Origin of the sequence: Streptomyces sp. NPDC038707, from assembly GCF_040636485.1 — a bacterium.
In the GTDB taxonomy this organism is placed as follows: domain Bacteria; phylum Actinomycetota; class Actinomycetes; order Streptomycetales; family Streptomycetaceae; genus Streptomyces.
On the sequence record NZ_JBEZUP010000018.1, the window covers coordinates 24,863 to 43,794 of the forward strand.

Here is an 18,932-nt window from a genome sequence, read left to right on the forward strand (position 1 = left end):
TATGAGCTACCGCACGGCCGGCACCTTGCGTTCCGTCACCCTCGACGACGTCCGCGGCGCCCGGAAGATGCTGTCGGGCGTGGCCCGGGTGACCGCGCTGGAGGGCAGCCGGCACCTGTCCCGGCTGGTCGGCGCGCCGGTCCACCTGAAGTGCGAGAACCTCCAGCGGACCGGTTCGTTCAAGCTGCGCGGCGCCTACGTACGGATCGCCGGGCTGCTGCCGGAGGAGCGGGCCGCCGGCGTGGTGGCCGCGAGCGCCGGCAACCACGCGCAGGGCGTGGCGCTGGCCTCCTCGCTGCTGGGCGTGCACGCCACGGTGTTCATGCCCGAGGGCGCGCCGCTGCCGAAGGTCAGCGCGACCCGGGAGTACGGCGCCGAGGTGCGCCTGCACGGCCAGGTGGTGGACGAGACGCTGGCCGCCGCCGAGGAGTACGCGGCCCGGACCGGCGCGGTGTTCATCCACCCCTTCGACCACCCGGACGTGATCGCCGGCCAGGGCACGGTCGGCCTGGAGATCCTGGAGCAGTGCCCGGAGGCGGGCACGATCGTCGTCGGCATGGGCGGCGGCGGACTCGCGGCCGGGATCGCGGTCGCGGTGAAGGCGCTGCGGCCGGACGTGCGGATCGTCGGCGTGCAGGCGGAGGGCGCCGCCTGCTACCCGCCCTCGCTGGCGGCCGGGCACCCGGTGTCGCTGCGGAACCCGGTGACGATGGCCGACGGCATCCGGGTGGGGCGGCCCGGCGCGGTGCCGTTCGGGATCGTCGGCGAGCTGGTCGACGAGGTGCGCACGGTCAGCGAGGACCAGTTGTCGGCGGCGCTGCTGCTCTGCCTGGAGCGGGCCAAGCTGGTCGTGGAGCCGGCCGGGGCCAGCCCGGTCGCCGCGCTGCTGGCCGCGCCGGACACTTTCCGGGGACCGGTCGTCGCGGTGCTCTCCGGCGGCAACGTCGATCCGGTGCTGATGCAACGCGTGCTGCGGCACGGCATGGCCGCTCAGGGCCGCTACCTGGCGGTACGGCTGCGGCTGACGGACCGCCCGGGCGCGCTCGCCACGCTCCTCGGGGTGCTGTCGGCGGCCGACGCCAATGTGCTCGACGTGAGCCACGTCCGCACCGACCCGCGCCTCGGTCTCGCCGAGGCGGAGGTGGAGCTGCACCTGGAGACCAAGGGGCCGGCGCACTGCACGGAGGTCGGCCGGGCCCTGCGGGACGCCGGTTACACCGTCATCGCCTGACCCTGTGACCGCCAACCACCCTTTCGGGTGAGGTCCCTTGAGAGACGCGATACATCGCGTTACATTTCTCGTGTGGTCGCCGGGCTGCCTGCCCGCATCGGTGCCGGAGCTGTGCGCGCCGGTGCAAAAGGGGGGCGCTGCCGGGCGGACACACCTAGCTTTTGCGAAGAGTCCGTCACGAAAATCCCCGACGACGTGGAGACAGACATGCCAGGGGCCATCTATGCCGAAGGCCTGGTGAAAACCTTCGGTGACGTAAGGGCACTGGACGGCGTCGACCTGGACGTGCCGGAGGGCACGGTCCTCGGCCTGCTCGGGCCGAACGGCGCCGGCAAGACGACGACGGTCCGCTGCCTGACGACCCTGCTGCGCCCCGACCGCGGCAAGGCGGTCGTCGCGGGCGTGGACGTCCTGCGCCACCCCGACGCCGTGCGCCGCTCCATCGGCCTGTCCGGCCAGTTCGCCGCGGTCGACGAGTATCTGACCGGCCGGGAGAACCTGCAGATGGTCGGGCAGCTGTACCAGATGAGGGCGAAGGCGGCCAAGGCCCGCGCGGCGGAGCTGCTGGAGCAGTTCCACCTCGCGGATGCCGCCGACCGCCCCGCCAAGACCTACTCCGGAGGCATGCGCCGACGGCTGGACCTCGCCGCCGCCCTCGTGGTCTCCCCGCCGGTGATGTTCATGGACGAACCGACGACGGGCCTCGACCCGCGCAACCGCCAGCAGCTGTGGGAGGTCATCAAGCAACTCGTCTCCGGGGGGACGACGCTGCTGCTCACCACGCAGTATCTGGAGGAGGCCGACCACCTGGCCCATGACATCGCGGTGGTCGACCACGGCCGGGTCATCGCCCAGGGCACCTCCGACCAGCTCAAGGCCCGCACCGGCGGCGAGCGCGTCGAGGTCGTGGTGCAGGACCGGGGCCGCATGGCCACCGCGGCGGAGGTGCTGCGCGGCTTCGGCAAGGGCGAGACGACGGTCGAGGAGCACACCCGGCGGCTCACGGTGCCCGTCACCGGCGGCGCCAAGCTGCTCGCCGAGATCATCCGCGAGCTGGACACCCGGGGCATCGAGATAGACGACATCGGACTGCGCCGCCCCACCCTCGACGACGTCTTCCTGTCCCTGACGGGACACGCGGCCGACGCCCCCGACCGGGACCAGCGGACCGAACCGAACGACGAGAACGAACCGAACGACGAGAACGAACGGAACGGCAAGGAGGCCGTGAAATGAGCGCCGTCACCGAGGCCGCGCCCGCCGCCGCACCCGGCAACGCCGTCGGCCGGTCCGTACGGGACTCGCTGATCGTTGCCCGACGCAACTTGATCCGCATGTCCAGGATCCCGGAAATGTTAATTTTCGGACTGATTCAGCCGATCATGTTCGTGGTGCTGTTCACCTATGTGTTCGGCGGCTCCATGAAGATCGGCGCCAGCACCAGTGCCCTCGACTACAAGAACTCCCTGATGGCCGGCATCTTCGCGCAGACCGTCACCTTCGCCACCGCGGGCTCCGGTGCCGGCATCGCCGACGACATGCACAAGGGGCTCATCGACCGCTTCCGCTCCCTGCCCATGGCGCGCGGCGCGGTGCTGACCGGCCGCACCCTCGCCGACCTGGTGCAGACGGCACTCACCCTGCTGGTCCTCGCGGTCGTCGCGCTCCTGGTCGGCTGGCGGACCGGCTCCTACGGCGACACGAACGCCGGCCGTGTCCTCGCCGCCTTCGGGCTGCTGCTCCTGCTCGGGTACGCGTTCACCTGGATCGGCGCGCTGATCGGGCTGACCGTGCGCACCCCCGAGGCGGCCACCTCCGGCGGGCTCGTCTGGCTCTTCCCGGTCACCTTCATCTCCAACGCGTTCGTGGACACCGCCAACATGACGCCCTGGCTGCGCCACATAGCCGAGTGGAACCCGTTCAGCGCCACCGTCCAGGCGGCCCGTGTGCTCTTCGCCAACCCCGGACAGTCCGCCTCGGGCGCCTGGCCGATGCAGCACCCGGTGTGGGCCTCGCTGCTCTACTCGGTCCTGATCATCGTCGTCTTCCGTACCCTCGCGGTGCGCAAGTACCGCTCCGCGACCGCCTGACCAGCGGCGCGAGGGAGGACAGGGTCCTCGCGCCCCCGGTTCCGCACATGACAAAGGCCCCCGGCCGCCCCGAGGGGGGCGGCCGGGGGCCGGAAGCGAACCAGGAACCCGGATCAGCTCGTGTAGGGCTCGGCCTTCAGGATCCGCACGGAGGCCTTCTTGCCGTTCGGCAGCTCGTACTCCGCGTCCTCGCCGACCTTGTGGCCGATGACGCCCGCGCCCAGCGGGGACTGCGGGGAGTAGGTCTCGATCTCGGCGCTCGCGTACTCGCGGGAGGCGAGCAGGAACGTCAGCGTGTCGTCCTCGTCACCGTCGAAGGCGATCGTGACGACCATGCCCGGGGCGACGGCGCCGTCCGCGGCCGGCGCCTCGCCGACCTTGGCGTTCTCGAGGAGCTGGGTCAGCTGGCGCACGCGCAGTTCCTGCTTGCCCTGCTCCTCCTTGGCCGCGTGGTACCCGCCGTTCTCGCGCAGGTCGCCCTCCTCACGCGCAGCCGCGATCTTGGCGGCGATCTCCGTGCGCGCAGGACCAGTAAGGTGCTCAAGCTCGTCCTTGAGCTTGTTGTACGCCTCCTGGGTCAGCCAGGTGACGTTCTCGCTGGTCTGGGTCACAGGGTGCTCCTCGTCGGTACTGGGGATACAAAGCATCGCCCTACCCAGAAGAATGTTCCCTCATGGATGGGCGAAACCACGAGCCTAACAATTCATGGGCGAAAGGGGGAGGACATAAGCCGTGTAAATCTCATCAACGCAGGTCAGGGCTTACGTATTCCGGGTGAAGCCGGGGAGTGTCCGCGGCCTGGCCGTCAGTCGGCGTGGCAGCCGAGCAGTTCGGCCGTCGTCCCCCGGGCGGTCGTACGGAGCGTGACGACCTTGTCGATGCGCGTGTCCGGCCCGGAGAACCGGTAGTCGGCCCGGCCCACCTCGGCGCCGTCGCCCGACTGGGAGCGCACGGTGCAGTAGCCGGAGGCGCCGGCGTCCTTGTGCACCTCCAGATGGACCTTGACCGCGTCGTCGGAGGCCTGGAAGGTGATGACCTGGGCGCTGATCTCGTTCTGCGCCACATAGTGGTAGGCGAAGTAGCCGACCAGGGCGAGCAGGGCCGCGCCCAGCACCGAGGCGGCGATCCTGAGCTTGCGGTCGGCGCGCTCGTCCGAGGAACGGCCGTAGCGACCCTCGGGCAGCCGCGTGCTCGCGGTACTCATGATCGTCCTCTCCGCGGAATTATTCGCCCCCCGAGTGAGTCACTATAGAAGCCGCCGACTGCGCCCGGAGCCACGGGGGCGCCGAGTTACCGAGGATTGAGTCTTGACTGACCAGTTGCGACTGATGGCCGTTCACGCGCACCCCGACGACGAGTCGAGCAAGGGCGCGGCCACCATGGCGAAGTACGTGTCCGAGGGGGTGGACGTGCTGGTGGTGACCTGCACCGGCGGAGAGCGCGGGTCCATCCTCAATCCCAAGCTGCAGGGCGACGCGTACATCGAGGAGCACATCCACGAGGTGCGCAAGAAGGAGATGGACGAGGCCCGCGAGATCCTCGGCGTCAAGCAGGAGTGGCTGGGCTTCGTGGACTCCGGGCTGCCCGAGGGCGACCCGCTGCCGCCGCTGCCCGAGGGCTGCTTCGCCCTGGAGGACGTCGACAAGGCGGCCGGTGAGCTGGTGCGGAAGATCCGTTCCTTCCGCCCGCAGGTGATCACCACCTACGACGAGAACGGCGGCTACCCGCACCCCGACCACATCATGACCCACAAGATCTCCATGGTGGCGTTCGAGGGCGCGGCGGACACCCGCAAGTACCCCGAGGACGAGTACGGGCCCGCCTTCCAGCCGCTGAAGCTCTACTACAACCAGGGCTTCAACCGCCCCCGCACCGAGGCCCTGCACCGGGCCATGCTCGACCGCGGCCTGGAGTCGCCCTACGGGGACTGGCTCAAGCGCTGGGACGAGATCTCGCGCACCGAGCGGACGCTGACCACGCACGTTCCCTGCGCGGACTTCTTCGAGATCCGCGACAAGGCGCTGATCGCCCACGCCACGCAGATCGACCCGGACGGCGGCTGGTTCAAGGTGCCGCTGGAGCTCCAGAAGGAGGTCTGGCCCACCGAGGAGTACGAGCTCGCGAAGTCCCTGGTCGATACCTCCCTCCCCGAGGAAGACCTCTTCGCGGGCATCCGGGACAATGCCTGACATGAGCGCAAGCGTGAGCCTCGCAATGACGCACCTGGTCCCCCTCGCCAAGGAGGTGGACCAGAACAAGGTCACCCCCGGTGTCCTCGGCTTCATCGTGTTCGCGGTGATGGCCCTGGCCGTCTGGGGCCTGATGAAGTCGATGAGCAAGCACATGCAGAAGGTCGACTTCAAGGAGACCCCGGACGCCGGGGCGGAACCGGCCGGCGAGCAGGCGGGCTCCCCGGCCCGGTAGGACCGCCCGGGGCTCACCACCCCGCCGGTACCGCCACCCCCGTCACCGCACGGGCGTGGCGGGCCGCAGCCGTGCCCGGCCCCGGCCCGGCCGCCGCGGGCAAGGCGGCCCCGCACCGCGCCGGTGGGCCGTAGCCCTACGCGCCGCCGGAGCCCGTGGGAGAGTGGAACGGTGAACCGACTGGCCCATGAGACGTCCCCGTATCTGCTCCAGCACGCCGACAACCCCGTCGACTGGTGGCCGTGGTCGGCCGAGGCCTTCGCCGAGGCCCGCAGGACGAACAGACCCGTCCTGCTGAGCGTCGGGTACAGCAGCTGTCACTGGTGCCACGTCATGGCCCACGAGTCCTTCGAGGACCAGGCCACCGCCGACTATCTCAACGAGCACTTCGTCAGCGTCAAGGTCGACCGCGAGGAGCGGCCGGACGTGGACGCGGTGTACATGGAGGCCGTGCAGGCGGCCACCGGGCACGGCGGATGGCCCATGACCGTCTTCCTCACCCCGGACGCCGAACCCTTCTACTTCGGCACGTACTACCCGCCCGCCCCGCGCCACGGCATGCCCTCCTTCCGGCAGGTGCTGGAGGGCGTCCAGCAGGCCTGGACGACCCGGCACGACGAGGTCGCCGAGGTCGCCGGGAAGATCGTCCGCGATCTCGCCCAGCGGGAGATCGTCCGGCAGGCCGCCGAGGCGCCCGGCGAGCAGGAACTCGCCCAGGCCCTGCTGGGCCTCACCCGCGAGTACGACCCGCAGCGCGGCGGATTCGGCGGCGCGCCCAAGTTCCCGCCGTCCATGGTGCTGGAGTTCCTGCTGCGCCACCACGCCCGCACGGGCGCCGAGGGCGCGCTGCAGATGGCCGTGGACACCTGCGAGCGGATGGCCCGGGGCGGGATCTACGACCAGCTCGGCGGCGGGTTCGCCCGGTACTCCGTCGACCGGGACTGGACGGTGCCCCATTTCGAGAAGATGTTGTACGACAACGCCCTTCTGTGCCGGGTGTACGCGCATCTGTGGCGGGCCACCGGCTCGGACCTCGCCCGGCGGGTGGCGCTGGAGACCGCCGACTTCCTGGTCCGCGAACTGCGCACGCCCGAGGGCGGGTTCGCCTCCGCCCTCGACGCCGACAGCGACGACGGCACCGGACGGCACGTGGAGGGCGCGTACTACGTGTGGACGCCCGCGCAGCTGCGCGACGTCCTCGGCGACGACGCCGGACTCGCGGCCCAGTACTTCGGCGTGACCGAGGAGGGCACCTTCGAGCACGGGCAGTCGGTGCTGCAACTGCCGCAGGCGGAAGGCGTGCACGACGCGGAGCGGATCGCGTCCGTGCGGCGCAGGCTGTTCGACGCCCGAGCCCGGCGGCCCGCCCCCGGCCGGGACGACAAGGTCGTCGCCGCCTGGAACGGGCTCGCCGTCGCCGCGCTCGCCGAGACCGGCGCCTACTTCGGCCGGCCCGACCTCGTCGAGGCCGCGCTCGGCGCCGCCGACCTGCTCGTCCGCGTCCACCTGGACGAGCACGCCCGGCTCGCCCGCACCAGCAAGGACGGCCGGGTCGGCCCCAACGCGGGGGTGCTGGAGGACTACGGCGATGTGGCCGAGGGCTTCCTCGCGCTGGCCTCGGTCACCGGCGAGGGCGTCTGGCTGGACTTCGCCGGACTGCTGCTCGACCAGGTCCTGACGCGGTTCGCCGACCCGGAGACCGGCGCCCTGTACGACACCGCGTCCGACGCCGAGCGGCTGATCCGCCGGCCCCAGGACCCCACCGACAACGCGGCCCCCTCCGGCTGGACCGCCGCGGCCGGCGCGCTGCTGGGCTACGCCGCCCACACCGGTTCCGAGGCCCACCGGGTGGCCGCCGAGCGGGCGCTCGGGGTCGTGAAGACCCTCGGCCCGCGGGTGCCGCGGTTCATCGGATGGGGGCTGGCCGTCGCCGAGGCACTGCTCGACGGGCCGCGCGAGGTGGCCGTCGTGGGCCCCGGCCCGGACGACGAGCGGACGGCCGCCCTGCACCGTACGGCCCTGCTGGCCGCCGCCCCGGGCGCCGTCGTCGCCTGCGGCACTCCGGAGGGCGGGGAGTTCCCGCTGCTGGCCGGCCGCACCCTCATCGACGGCGCGCCGGCCGCGTACGTGTGCCGGGGCTTCGTCTGCGACCTGCCGGTGACGGACCCGGAGGCACTGCGCGCGAGGCTGGCCTGAGGCCCGCCGGCTGAACGGGCGTCAGCGCCGGGCCGCGCCGCGGCGGTTCAGGGCGTGCTCCACGATGGCCTCCAGCTGATCGTGGTGCGCGCCCTTCCAGTACGCGCGACCGCAGTCCGCGCACCGGGCGAACGTGTCGTACGTGCGCCGGGTGCCGCCCTCGAGCTGGTCGGCGACCTCCTCCTTGGCGGCGTCCCGGAGCAGGCCGTTGCACGCGGTGCAGCGGGTCCAGGGGCGCAGCTCGGGGGCGAAGCGGTCGAGGACGTCGTCCAGCTGGTCGTCGGGGCGGGTGCTGTAGACGAACGCGCCCGCCCACAGCTCCCGGCGGCGCAGCAGGCCCCGGTCGCGGCTGAGCATCACCCGCTTCTCGGCCGCCGACCGGGCGGCGAGCGCCGGGTCGCCGATGTCCGTCGACTCGTACGCCGTGTCCACGCCGAGCAGGCGCAGCCGGCGGGCGAGGGTGCCGAGGTGGACGTCGAGGAGGAAGCGCAGTGGCGCGCCGGGCACCCGCTGGGGGCGCTCCACCGGCCGGACGACGACCCGCTCGGCCGCGCCCGGGACGTGCCCGGGCGGGACCGGGCGGCCGTCCACGACCAGGGTGCCGACCTCGGTGAGCGGGATGCCGATGGACTCGACGACATGGCCGAGCGTCGAGACGCCGTCGGTGGCCAGCGCCGTGGCCCCGTGCCGGCGGGCGGCCGGCACGAACAGGTGCAGCGCGGGGTCGACTTCGACGTGGATCTCCGTACCGTTCACCCGCCCAGCATCGCACGGGACCCCGCGCGGACCACGGCGTTTTTCCTCCGGGGGCGGGTTACGCGTGCTGGTAGGCGACCAGCGAGATGCCGACGTAGTGCACGACGAACGCGGCGAGGGTGAGGGAGTGGAAGACCTCGTGGAAGCCGAACCAGCGCGGTGACGGGTTCGGGCGCTTGATGCCGTAGATCACGCCGCCGGCGCTGTACAGCAGGCCGCCGACGACCACCAGGACCAGGACGGCGATGCCGCCGGCGCGCAGGAAGTCGGGCAGGAAGAACACGGCCGCCCAGCCCATCGCGATGTAGCAGGGCGTGTACAGCCAGCGAGGGGCACCGACCCAGAACACGCGGAAGACGATGCCGGCCGCGGCGGCGCCCCATATGCCCCACAGCAGCCAGCGGCCCTTTCCGTCGGGCAGGAGCAGCAGGGTCAGCGGGGTGTAGGTGCCCGCGATGATCAGGAAGATGTTGGCGTGATCGAGGCGGCGCAGCACGCCGTCCATGCGGGGGCTCCAGTTGCCCCGGTGGTACAGCGCGCTGACGCCGAAGAGCAGACACGCCGTCAGGACGTAGATGCCGCAGGCGATGCGGCCTCTGGTCGAGTCGGCGAGGGCGGTGAGCACGAGGCCCGCGATGAGTACGGCCGGGAACATGCCGAGGTGCAGCCAGCCCCGGAGCCGTGGCTTGACCGGATGCGGTAGGGAAAGCGCGACGGGACCGCGGCCGGCGGCCGGCGTGTCCGTGGGCGCGTCGGGGACGGACGCAGTCATGCGGGGCATGGTACCGACGCCTCCGTAAATCAAACGTCAATGCGTATGCATCCGCGCCACCGGAAGGTGCCGGGCAAAAAATTCTTCAGCTGAACCCAACGTGGACGCAAAACAGCCTGGACATCGTGGGATTCCTCACGCCGCTCACTTGTGATGCCCTCTGGACAGATGGGCATTAGACTCGGATGATCAAATGAGTGCGGTCGGCACCGGATGAGCGGGCTACGAAGCATCCGGGTCGCGGCCCCCACGGGGCGAAAACACCCAAAAACCCTCAATTAGGAGCAATCGTGGCGCGCGACAACGCGGCTCCCACCGTCGTCCCCACCCATCACCGGGAACTGATCTCGTGGGTCAACGAGATCGCCGAACTGACGCAGCCGGACAGCGTGGTCTGGTGCGACGGCTCCGAGGCCGAGTACGAGCGGCTGTGCGAGGAACTGGTCGACAGGGGAACGTTCAAGAGGCTGGACCCGGTCAAGCGCCCGCACTCCTACTACGCCGCCTCGGACCCGACCGACGTCGCGCGCGTCGAGGACCGCACCTTCATCTGCTCCGAGAAGGAGGAGGACGCGGGCCCGACCAACCACTGGAAGGCGCCCGCCGAGATGCGGGAGATCTTCACCGGCGATGAGGGCCTGTTCCGCGGCTCGATGCGGGGCCGCACGATGTACGTCGTGCCGTTCTGCATGGGCCCGCTCGGCTCCCCGCTGTCCGCGCTGGGCGTGGAGATCACCGACTCCGCGTACGTGGCCGTCTCCATGCGCACCATGACGCGCATGGGCCAGGCCGTCCTGGACGAGCTGGGCGACGACGGCTTCTTCGTCAAGGCCGTCCACACCCTGGGCGCCCCGCTGGAGCCGGGCCAGGAGGACGTCCCCTGGCCGTGCAACCGGACCAAGTACATCTCGCACTTCCCCGAGACCCGCGAGATCTGGTCCTACGGCTCCGGTTACGGCGGCAACGCCCTGCTCGGCAAGAAGTGCTACGCGCTGCGCATCGCCTCGGTCATGGCGCGTGACGAGGGCTGGCTGGCCGAGCACATGCTGATCCTGAAGCTCACCCCGCCGCAGGGCGAGGCCAAGTACGTCGCCGCCGCCTTCCCCTCCGCCTGCGGCAAGACCAACCTCGCCATGCTGGAGCCCACCATCTCCGGCTGGACGGTGGAGACCGTCGGCGACGACATCGCCTGGATGCGGTTCGGCGAGGACGGCCGCCTGTACGCGATCAACCCCGAGGCGGGCTTCTTCGGCGTCGCGCCCGGCACCGGCGAGCACACCAACGCCAACGCCATGAAGACCCTGTGGGGCAACGCGGTCTTCACCAACGTCGCCCTCACCGACGACGGCGACGTGTGGTGGGAGGGCATGACCGAGGAGCCCCCGGCCCACCTGACCGACTGGAAGGGCAACGACTGGACGCCGGAGTCCGGGACCCCGGCCGCCCACCCCAACGCCCGCTTCACCGTCCCGGCCTCGCAGTGCCCGATCATCGCGCCCGAGTGGGAGGACCCCAAGGGCGTGCCGATCTCGGCGATCCTGTTCGGCGGCCGCCGCGCCACCGCCGTACCGCTGGTGACGGAGTCCTTCGACTGGAACCACGGCGTCTTCCTCGGCGCCAACGTGGCCTCCGAGAAGACCGCCGCGGCCGAGGGCAAGGTCGGCGAGCTGCGCCGCGACCCGTTCGCCATGCTCCCGTTCTGCGGCTACAACATGGGTGACTACATGGCCCACTGGATCGACGTGGCCAAGGACAGGGACCAGTCCAGGCTGCCGAGGATCTACTACGTCAACTGGTTCCGCAAGGACGACGCGGGCAGGTTCGTATGGCCGGGCTTCGGCGAGAACTCCCGCGTCCTGAAGTGGATCGTGGAGCGGCTGGAGGGCAGGGCCGAGGGCGTCGAGACCCCGATCGGCATCCTGCCGGCCAAGGGGGCGCTGGACACCGACGGGCTCGAACTGCCCGAGGCCGACCTGGACTTCCTGCTCACCGTGGACAAGGACGTCTGGCGCGAGGAGGCCGCCCTGGTCCCCGAGCACCTGAACACCTTCGGCGACCACACCCCGAAGGAGCTGTGGGACCAGTACCACGCGCTGCTGGAGCGCCTGGGCTGAGGCCCGTACCCGAAAGACTCCGCGGCCGGTCCGGATGTGCCCTGACCAGCGATCGTCACGACCGGCCGCGGTGACCGACCCGCCCCGCACAACGGCGTGCGGGGCGTTGTCACACACCCCGTTGTCACACCCCCCTTGTCACACCCCCGTTGTCTCACCTTCCGGTCCGCTGGAAGCGGCCCGCGTAGAACAGCAGGGCCGCGTCCCCGTCCCCGGTGGTGGCGGAGAGCACCTCGCCGAGGAACAGGGAGTGGTCGCCCGCGACATGGCTGCCGGCCGGCTCGCACTCCAGCCAGGCGAGCGCGCCGGTCAGCAGCGGCGCGCCGGTCAGCGGGCCGGGGCGCCAGCCGACGCCGTCGAACTGGGCCCAGCCCAGCGGCCGGGCCTTGTCGGCGAAACGGCGCGCGAGCGTCTCCTGGCCCGCGCCCAGGATCGACACCCCGAACCCGCGTGACCTGGTGAGGCTGGAGTGCATCACCGCGGTGTGCGCGACACAGCAGTGCACGAGCGGTGGATCGAGCGAGACCGAGCCGAAGGCGTTCGCGGTCATCGCGTGGACGTGTGGCTCGCCGACGGTGAGGACGACGACGCCGGAGGCGAACCTCGCCATCGTCTGCCGGAACGAAGCCGGCGCGGTCCTTCCCCCTGAGTCCGCCACCGGTGCTCCCTTGCGCTCGGAGGGTCACGGGAACCTGGGTGTCCTCGGCAGCGGCTCCCCGGCCGGGGACCGCACGGCGAGACCGACCAGCTCGCCGACCTGCCGCCGGGAGACCCCGCGCTGCCGGGTCTCGCGGAACCAGCGGAGCAGTTCCCCGGGGCTCGCCCCCCAGGGCGGCGGTCCCGGGAAGTACGGCCGTACGTACACCGGGGTGCCGGGCTGGCTGCGCCAGCTGTCGGCGAGGGTGCCGATGTCCACGGTGTCGTAGCCGAGGGCGTCCAGCAGCGCGACCGCCTCCTCCTTGGCGCCCGGGTCGTCGCCGGCCACGGGCAGGGCACTGCGGTCGGGGGCGCCGGCGGGCCGGGCGGCGGTGAGCAGGCTCAGGTAGAAGATGTTGTTGCACGCCTTGACCACCCGGGAGCCCGCCAGGTGCCGCTGCACCAGGGTGCTGGAGGTCAGCTCGCCCGTGTCCAGCGCGGCGATGCGGCCGTCGCGCTCCGGGTAGTAGTTCATCGTGTCGATCACGGTCCGGCCCGCCAGGTCGGCCGCGGGCAGGCGGTCGTAGGCGTGCAGCGGGACGGTGGCCACCACCAGGTCACCGGCCCGGGCGGCCTCGGCGGGGGTCGCCGCGCGGGCCCGGTCGCCGAGCTCGGCCACCAGGCCGGAGAGGGATCCGGGGCCGCGCGAGTTGCTCAGCACGACGTCCAGGCCGGCGGCCACCGCGAGGCGGGCCAGCGTGCCGCCGATCATGCCGCTGCCGATCAGGCCGAGGGTCTTGGTCACGGTGTCGTCTCTCCGTCGTCGTAGCGGTCCGCGAGGGGAAGTCGGGTCATACGAACGGGCTCACGGTGTTGTCCGCGCCCACCAGGGCGGCGCCGTAGACCTCCAGGTTGACCTGGGGTATGAGCATGCCGTGCCGGGCGGCCACGCTCGCGTCGCGCCAGATCCGCTGGAGCGGGCTCGCGTCGGCGAGGCCGCTGGAGCCATGGGCGGTCAGCAGGGTGTCCAGGGCCCGGTTCACCTGGCGCGCGGCCACCGCGGCGTCGGCGCGGTAGCGGGCCCGCGGCAGCTCGGCGGGGTAGACGCCCTCGGCGGCGTGCCGGTCGAGGGCGTCGGCGGCCCGGTAGGCGTGCAGCTCGGCGGTGTCCAGGGCGGTGGCCGCCTCGGCGATCTGCAACTGGAAGGCCACGGAGTCGCGCTGGCGGGCGAAGCCGGTGAAGGCGATGCCCTTGTCCGCGGAGGCGGCTATGACGTGGTCCAACGCGGCCCTGCCCAGGCCGAGTTGCGGGCCGGCGACCATCAGGACGAGGGTCGGCACGATGGCCGTGCGGTAGGCGGGAGCGGTGGCATAGGTGACGTTCGCGCCGCCCACCAGCGGTCCGAGCCGCAGTACCCGGTGGTCGGGCACGAACGCGTCCTCGATGACATAGCGGTTGCTGCCGGTGGACCGCATCCCGGCCATGTGCCACTCGTCGACTATCCGGTAGTCCGCGCGGGGCACCAGGAGCGCCGCCGGGCCGTCCTCCAGGACGGTGGAGGCGATCACCCAGGAGGCGTGCCAGATGCCGGAGGCATAGCTCCAGCCGCCGCTGAGCCGGTAGCCGCCGGGCACCCTGCGGACCGGGCCGCTGGGCTTGAGCGCGCCGCTGACCAGGGCGTCGGGGGTCTCTCCCCACACGTCGTCCTGCGCCTGTTCCGGGAACAGGGCCACGCACCAGCTGTTGCCGTTCCACAGCGAGGTCAGCCAGCCCGCGCCGCCGTCGAGCGCGGCCACGGCGGACGCCAGCCGGAGGTGGGTGCGCAGCGACGCCTCGCCGCCGCCGTACCGCTTGGGCAGCGCGGTGCGGAACACACCCGTCTCCCGCAGTGCCGTCACGGTGTCGTCGGACAGCCGTCGTTCGGCGTCGGCGCGGGCGGCGGCACCGGCCAGCTGCGGCGCCAGGGCGGCGATGGCGGTGAGGACGTCGGAGCTCATCGGGCCTCTTCCCGGTCGGGCCGCGCCCGGTGCGGGCGCGGCGGCGGTTCGGTCGGTTCGTGCGGGTGCGGGTGCGGGTGCGGGCGCGGGTGCGAGGGCGGCGGACGCGCCGGGTCAGGGCGCCGTGTCGCCGCGTTCGACGGGGACGCCCACCAGCGAGCCGTACTCGCCCCAGGAGCCGTCGTAGTTCCTCACGTCCGGCCAGCCGAGCAGTTCGCTCAGGACGAACCAGGTGTGGGCCGAACGCGCGCCCACCCAGCAGTAGGTGATGGAACCGCGCGCGGGATCCAGCCGCCCGTACAGGCGCTCCAGTTCCTCCGTGGGCTTGAAGGTGCCGTCTGCGGCGAGCGCCCGGTCCCACTCCAGGTTGACCGCGCCGGGCACATGGCCGGCGCGCTGGGCGACGTCGTGCGGGCTGTTGCCCGGGGCGAACGCCTCGCCGGCGAAGCCCGGGGCGAAGATCCGGCCCGCGTACTCGTCCCGGGTGCGGACGTCGAGGAGGTTCTTGGTGCCGATCGCGGCCAGTACGTCGTCCCGGGTGGCCCGGACGGCGCGGTCGGCCTCCCCGGCCTGGTAGGCGGTGGCCGGGCGGACCGTCTCCGCGGAGGTGAGCGGTCGGCCGTCGCGCTCCCACTTCTCCCGGCCGCCGTCCAGGAGCCGTACCGACCGGTGCCCGTAGAGCCGCAGGTACCAGAAGGCCGCCGCCGCGAGCAGGTTGGCGTTCTCCGAGTAGAGGACGACGGTGTCGTCGTCGCCGATGCCCTTCGCGCCCAGCAGTTTCCCGAACGCGGCGCGGTCCACGACGCCCAGCCGCAGGTCGTCCTGGAACTCCTCCCAGCCGATCCACACGGCACCGGGGATGTGCCCGCTGCGGTGGGCGGCGGCGCTGTTGCCGGTCTCCACGAACACCGTGGCCGGATCGCCGAGCCGGGCCTCGGCCCGCGCACCGGTGATCACAGCGGATTCACGCGCCATCGTCTGCTCCTTCGCGAGGGGAGGGCCATGCCGGCGGGCCGGTGTCCGTCACGCCACCGACACCTCCGCGTCCGGGTCCGCGGCCACCGCCGTACGACGGTCCCGCTGCCAGGCCAGCAGGGCGGTCAGGATGCCGAGGAAGGTGATGCCGGCGGCCACCGGGTAGATTCCGCGCAGGCCCAGGTCGGCGTCGATGATCCGGCCGCCCAGCCAGGACGCGAGGGCCGCCGCGAGCTGGTAGGCGGAGGAGTTCACCGCCAGCGCCAGCGTGGGTGCCTGCGAGGCGGTCCCGAGGACCCGCGCCTGCATGCCGGGGACGATCGAGAAGGCCAGGGCACCGATGACGAACACCATGACCGCGGAGCCCACGAGGCTGGAGCCGACCGCCCACATCCCGAGCAGGGCCACGGCCAGGGTGGCCAGCAGGCCGACGAGCGACGGCATCAGCGCCCGGTCGGACAGCCAGCCGCCCGCGAGGTTGCCCGCGGTCGCCCCGACGCCGTAGACCAGCAGCAGGACGGGCACCGCGGAGTCGCCGAACCCGGAGACGTCGGTCAGCAGCGGCGCGAAGTACGTGAACACGATGAGCTGGCCCGCGTTGCCGACGACCGTGACCAGGATGGCCAGTTGGACGGGGGCGTTGCGCAGCACCCGCAGTTCGCCGAAGGCCGAGGTGGACGTGGCGTTGGCGACGGCGGGCACGAAGCGCGCCACCATCAGCAGGCCGAGCGCGCACACGAGGGCGATGGCGACGAACGTGGCACGCCAGCCGAAGCTGTTGCCGATGAAGGTGCCCAGCGGGGCGCCGAGGATCATCGCCAGGTTCATGCCCAGGATCAGCTTGGACACGGTGGAGGCCGCCTTCTCCGGCGGCACGGCGGACGTGGCGATGACGATCGCGTTGGCGAAGAACGTCGAGGTCACCAGGGCCGTGACGACACGGGCCACGAGCGCCACGCCGTAGACCGGGGCGAGCGCGGAGGCCAGGTTGCCGACGACGGCGATCACCAGCAGCACCAGGAGCAGCGCCTTGCGCGGGTACCGGGCGGTGAGGGCCGTCACCACCGGGCCGCCGAAGATCATGCCGATGGCGTACGCCGTGACGAGGAGACCGGCTGCCGGAATGGACACGTCGAGGCCGTCCGCGACGTCCGGCAGGATGCCGGCCACCACGAACTCGCCCGTGGTGATGCCGAACACGCACAGCATCAGGGACAGGATACTGATGGGCATTTTCCCTCTCGCATCTGAATCGGTCTCGCATCTGGAATCGGTTCCGTCGCCGGTACCGCTGGGGCGTACGGCGTCCGGTGGTGCGTCACCCGGCGGGCCGCGGGCCCTCCCCGGTGCAGTCCCTGACGAAGGCGTCGACGCCTTCGGGACGGGACAGCACGGCCCACATCGCCACCGGGTCGTGGAAGGAGCTGACGAAGGCGTCCGCGATCCGCTTGTCCCCGGCCGCGCGGCCGAGCAGGTCCAGGACGTGCGGCCGGGGCGGCGCGAGGAAGGCGTTGGACCACTCGACGACATGCCGCGCGTGCTCCCACAGCCGGGCCGAGGCGGCACGGCAGAACTCGGCGTCGAGCGGTCCCTCGGCCGAGGCGATGAGGTCGGCCAGCGCGAACGCGGTGTGCGAGCCCAGGTTGGCGCCCTGGGCGGTGAGCGGGTCGTTGGTGATCCAGGCGTCCCCGACGGCCAGGGCGCAGGTGCCGCCGGGCAGGCGAGCCCAGCCCCGCCGGACCACCGGGGTGATGCCGCCCTGGGCCAGCTCGCCCGGCGCGATCAGGCCGAAGCACGCGGTGTCGACGCGCTCGCGCAGGCTCGGGGCGTACGCGGCCAGCAGCCGCAGCACCTCGCGGTGGAAGCCCGCCGGATCGGCGTCGGCGTCCAGCCGGGCGGGCGGTTCCAGCGGGCCGCCCGGTACCGCCTCGAACGCCAGCACGTGGGCCGGGCCGAGGCGGGACAGGAACGGGATCCGCAGGATCTCCCCGGCGCCGGGCACGAAGTGGATGTCCAGCTGGTGCGGCACGTCCTCGTGGATGCCCTGGTAGAAACCGCTGCACAGGAGCCGCTGGGGCGCGGTGTACGGCGAACGGGCGGCGTCCACCGGGAACAGCTCGCGCACGGACCGGTCGCCGACCGCGACCACCACCAGGTCGTGCTCGCGGGCGAGCCGGTCCATCGGCGCGGGACCGGTCCGCACGGGCCCGCCGCGCCGGGCGAACTCGGTGAGCAGGTGCGGCAGATAGAGGCGGAAGTCCACCACGCTCGACGGCGGGGTCAGGGCCGCGGCGAACTCCAGGGCGCCGTCCTCGCCGTGCAGGGTGACCGACCAGCTGTGCACCCGCGCGTCGTCGGAGCGCCAGGCGTGCACGCCGAGCGTCTCCTCGCGCGCCTGGGTCGGTCCGAACCGGGCCGGGAAGTTCCGCGGCCGGGCCGCGCCGAGCTCCTCCGCGGTCCGCTCCGAGTACACCGTCACGGGAATGCCGAGCTGCTGGAGGCGCAGGGCCAGCTGGAGCCCGGAGATCCCGGCGCCGACGACACCGATGCCGGTCATGCCGTCACCCCCCGGGCGAAGGCGTCCGAGCGCAGCTCGCCGGCCAGCCAGGCCACGCTCTCCAGGGTGTACCCGGCGGCCTCGGGGGACGCCAGGGCCGACACCGGGATCAGCACCGGCAGCCGCATACCGGCCTCGGCGAGTTCACCGATCCGGTCCAGCACCGTGGCCCGGCTGCCCACGATCGCCAGGTCCGCCACGAGCGCGTCGGGCACGACGGCCAGGGCCCGCTCGGCCTCGGCCCGCGTCAGCCGGTGCGGCAGCAGGTGGGACAGCCCGCGGTAGTCCTCCCCGAAGGGATGGGCGACGCCGTACGCGCGCCACCGGGCCGCGCCCTCGTGCAGGGCCAGCCAGCGGACGGCCGTGGCCCGGCACAGCTCCCGGGCCGCCTCGTCGGTCTCGGCGACCACGATCGGCACGCCCCCGGCGGCCGTGATCCGGTCCGGGTCCCGCCCCGCCGCGACGGCCGCCGCGCGGACCGCCGCGAGCCTGCGGGCGTAGACGGCCGGCCGCATCAGGCCGGAGGGCAGCCAGCCGTCGCCGTAGCGGCCGGCCAGCCGGGTCATCCGCGGGCCGCTGCCGCCGACCCACAGCTCCGGTACGGCGCCGTCGGGTGCGCGCAGGTCCATGACCGCCTGGTCCAGGGCGAAGAACTCGCCGTCGAAGTCGTACGGCCCCTTGGAGTCGAAGAACATCCGCAGGATCCGCAGCGCCTCCTCGACCCGGCCCACCGGGCGTTCGGGGCGGATGCCGTAGGGCAGCAGGTTCTCCTGCGCGCCGGCGCCGATGCCGATGACCGGGGGGCGTTCGGTGAACTGCGCCAGCGTCAGCGCGGTCTGCGCCAGGACCGCCGGGTGTCTGCGGTGCGGGTCGGTGACGCCCACCGCGAGCCGTACCGGTCCGGCGTGCGCGGCGAAGTTGCCGAGCACGGTGGCGAACTCGAGGGACAGGTCGGGCGTCGGCAGGGCCGCGGCCAGATAGCCGAACCCGTCGTCCCAGGCCTGTCGCGGGAACACGTTGATCAGGTGGTCGAACACGAGGAACGTGTCCACGCCCGCGGACCGGGCGAGGCCGAGCAGGGCCCGCCCGCCCTCGGCCGGCCCGACGGCGTCCCACGCCAGTGCCACTCTCATACCCCGCTCCTCGGCCGGTCGCTGCTTGACGGACTCGTCGCTGTCCCTGCC

The 18,932-nt window shown here is 72.4% G+C and carries 18 protein-coding genes; 7 read left to right on the plus strand and 11 right to left on the minus strand.

Annotated elements, in window-relative coordinates; all coding sequences use genetic code 11:
* Position 1: 1 nt before the first annotated feature.
* From ilvA to AB0E62_RS23835, 3 genes are all read left to right on the plus strand, one after another.
* On the plus strand, positions 2-1,231 hold the full coding sequence (gene ilvA / locus AB0E62_RS23825) for a threonine ammonia-lyase (RefSeq protein WP_362197218.1): 1,230 nt from the start codon (positions 2-4) through the stop codon (positions 1,229-1,231).
* A gap of 207 nt (positions 1,232-1,438) precedes the next feature.
* The gene (locus AB0E62_RS23830) at positions 1,439-2,467 is read left to right on the plus strand and encodes an ATP-binding cassette domain-containing protein (RefSeq protein ID WP_362197221.1); all 1,029 of its coding nucleotides are present in this window, start codon (positions 1,439-1,441) and stop codon (positions 2,465-2,467) included.
* On the plus strand, positions 2,464-3,321 hold the full coding sequence (locus tag AB0E62_RS23835) for an ABC transporter permease (protein ID WP_362197224.1): 858 nt from the start codon (positions 2,464-2,466) through the stop codon (positions 3,319-3,321). Before AB0E62_RS23830 ends, AB0E62_RS23835 begins: the two co-directional genes overlap by 4 nt.
* A 113-nt stretch (positions 3,322-3,434) precedes the next feature.
* Here AB0E62_RS23835 and greA read toward each other — a convergent pair whose 3' ends face one another.
* Both greA and AB0E62_RS23845 read right to left on the minus strand, forming a co-directional pair.
* Positions 3,435-3,932: a transcription elongation factor GreA gene (gene greA / locus AB0E62_RS23840; RefSeq protein ID WP_362197227.1), complete on the minus strand. Its 498-nt coding sequence runs from the start codon at positions 3,930-3,932 to the stop codon at positions 3,435-3,437.
* A 194-nt stretch (positions 3,933-4,126) separates the two neighbouring features.
* Entirely contained in the window at positions 4,127-4,525 is a 399-nt protein-coding gene (locus AB0E62_RS23845; RefSeq protein WP_362197230.1) for a DUF4307 domain-containing protein, read from the minus strand.
* A gap of 124 nt (positions 4,526-4,649) precedes the next feature.
* Between AB0E62_RS23845 and mca the strand changes: the two genes are divergently transcribed.
* The 3 genes from mca to AB0E62_RS23860 all read left to right on the plus strand — a co-directional run bounded on the left by mca (position 4,650) and on the right by AB0E62_RS23860 (position 7,941).
* The gene (mca, locus tag AB0E62_RS23850) at positions 4,650-5,510 is read left to right on the plus strand and encodes a mycothiol conjugate amidase Mca (RefSeq protein WP_362197532.1); all 861 of its coding nucleotides are present in this window, start codon (positions 4,650-4,652) and stop codon (positions 5,508-5,510) included.
* Positions 5,503-5,745: a hypothetical protein gene (locus AB0E62_RS23855; RefSeq protein WP_362197233.1), complete on the plus strand. Its 243-nt coding sequence runs from the start codon at positions 5,503-5,505 to the stop codon at positions 5,743-5,745. The genes mca and AB0E62_RS23855 overlap by 8 nt, the downstream gene beginning before the upstream one ends.
* Before the next feature lie 171 nt (positions 5,746-5,916).
* A complete protein-coding gene (locus tag AB0E62_RS23860) occupies positions 5,917-7,941 on the plus strand; it encodes a thioredoxin domain-containing protein (protein ID WP_362197236.1) in 2,025 nt (674 codons plus the stop codon).
* A gap of 21 nt (positions 7,942-7,962) precedes the next feature.
* On the opposite strand, the gene AB0E62_RS23865 is transcribed toward AB0E62_RS23860, so the two are convergent.
* Both AB0E62_RS23865 and AB0E62_RS23870 read right to left on the minus strand, forming a co-directional pair.
* Positions 7,963-8,697: a Mut7-C RNAse domain-containing protein gene (locus tag AB0E62_RS23865; RefSeq protein ID WP_362197239.1), complete on the minus strand. Its 735-nt coding sequence runs from the start codon at positions 8,695-8,697 to the stop codon at positions 7,963-7,965.
* A gap of 58 nt (positions 8,698-8,755) precedes the next feature.
* A complete protein-coding gene (locus AB0E62_RS23870; RefSeq protein WP_189751076.1) occupies positions 8,756-9,469 on the minus strand; it encodes a hemolysin III family protein in 714 nt (237 codons plus the stop codon).
* A gap of 290 nt (positions 9,470-9,759) precedes the next feature.
* On the opposite strand from AB0E62_RS23870, the gene AB0E62_RS23875 reads away from it, so the two are divergent.
* Entirely contained in the window at positions 9,760-11,583 is a 1,824-nt protein-coding gene (locus AB0E62_RS23875) for a phosphoenolpyruvate carboxykinase (GTP) (RefSeq protein ID WP_362197242.1), read from the plus strand.
* 154 nt (positions 11,584-11,737) lie between these two features.
* Here the strand turns inward: AB0E62_RS23875 and AB0E62_RS23880 are convergent, their stop codons facing one another.
* The 7 genes from AB0E62_RS23880 to AB0E62_RS23910 all read right to left on the minus strand — a co-directional run bounded on the left by AB0E62_RS23880 (position 11,738) and on the right by AB0E62_RS23910 (position 18,881).
* Positions 11,738-12,193: a flavin reductase family protein gene (locus AB0E62_RS23880; protein ID WP_362197245.1), complete on the minus strand. Its 456-nt coding sequence runs from the start codon at positions 12,191-12,193 to the stop codon at positions 11,738-11,740.
* 72 nt (positions 12,194-12,265) lie between these two features.
* A complete protein-coding gene (locus tag AB0E62_RS23885; RefSeq protein WP_362197248.1) occupies positions 12,266-13,024 on the minus strand; it encodes an NAD(P)-binding domain-containing protein in 759 nt (252 codons plus the stop codon).
* A gap of 46 nt (positions 13,025-13,070) precedes the next feature.
* Positions 13,071-14,216, minus strand: a complete 1,146-nt coding sequence (locus AB0E62_RS23890) for an acyl-CoA dehydrogenase family protein (protein WP_362197250.1) — start codon at positions 14,214-14,216, stop codon at positions 13,071-13,073.
* A gap of 114 nt (positions 14,217-14,330) precedes the next feature.
* A complete protein-coding gene (locus AB0E62_RS23895) occupies positions 14,331-15,191 on the minus strand; it encodes a sulfurtransferase (RefSeq protein ID WP_362197253.1) in 861 nt (286 codons plus the stop codon).
* Positions 15,192-15,239: 48 nt separating this feature from the next.
* Positions 15,240-16,424 (minus strand): MFS transporter, encoded by a 1,185-nt coding sequence (locus tag AB0E62_RS23900; protein WP_362197256.1) that lies wholly within the window; start codon positions 16,422-16,424, stop codon positions 15,240-15,242.
* Between the two features lie 85 nt (positions 16,425-16,509).
* Positions 16,510-17,748: a styrene monooxygenase/indole monooxygenase family protein gene (locus AB0E62_RS23905; RefSeq protein WP_362197259.1), complete on the minus strand. Its 1,239-nt coding sequence runs from the start codon at positions 17,746-17,748 to the stop codon at positions 16,510-16,512.
* On the minus strand, positions 17,745-18,881 hold the full coding sequence (locus tag AB0E62_RS23910; RefSeq protein ID WP_362197262.1) for an LLM class flavin-dependent oxidoreductase: 1,137 nt from the start codon (positions 18,879-18,881) through the stop codon (positions 17,745-17,747). The genes AB0E62_RS23905 and AB0E62_RS23910 overlap by 4 nt, the downstream gene beginning before the upstream one ends.
* Between the last annotated feature and the right edge of the window lie 51 nt (positions 18,882-18,932).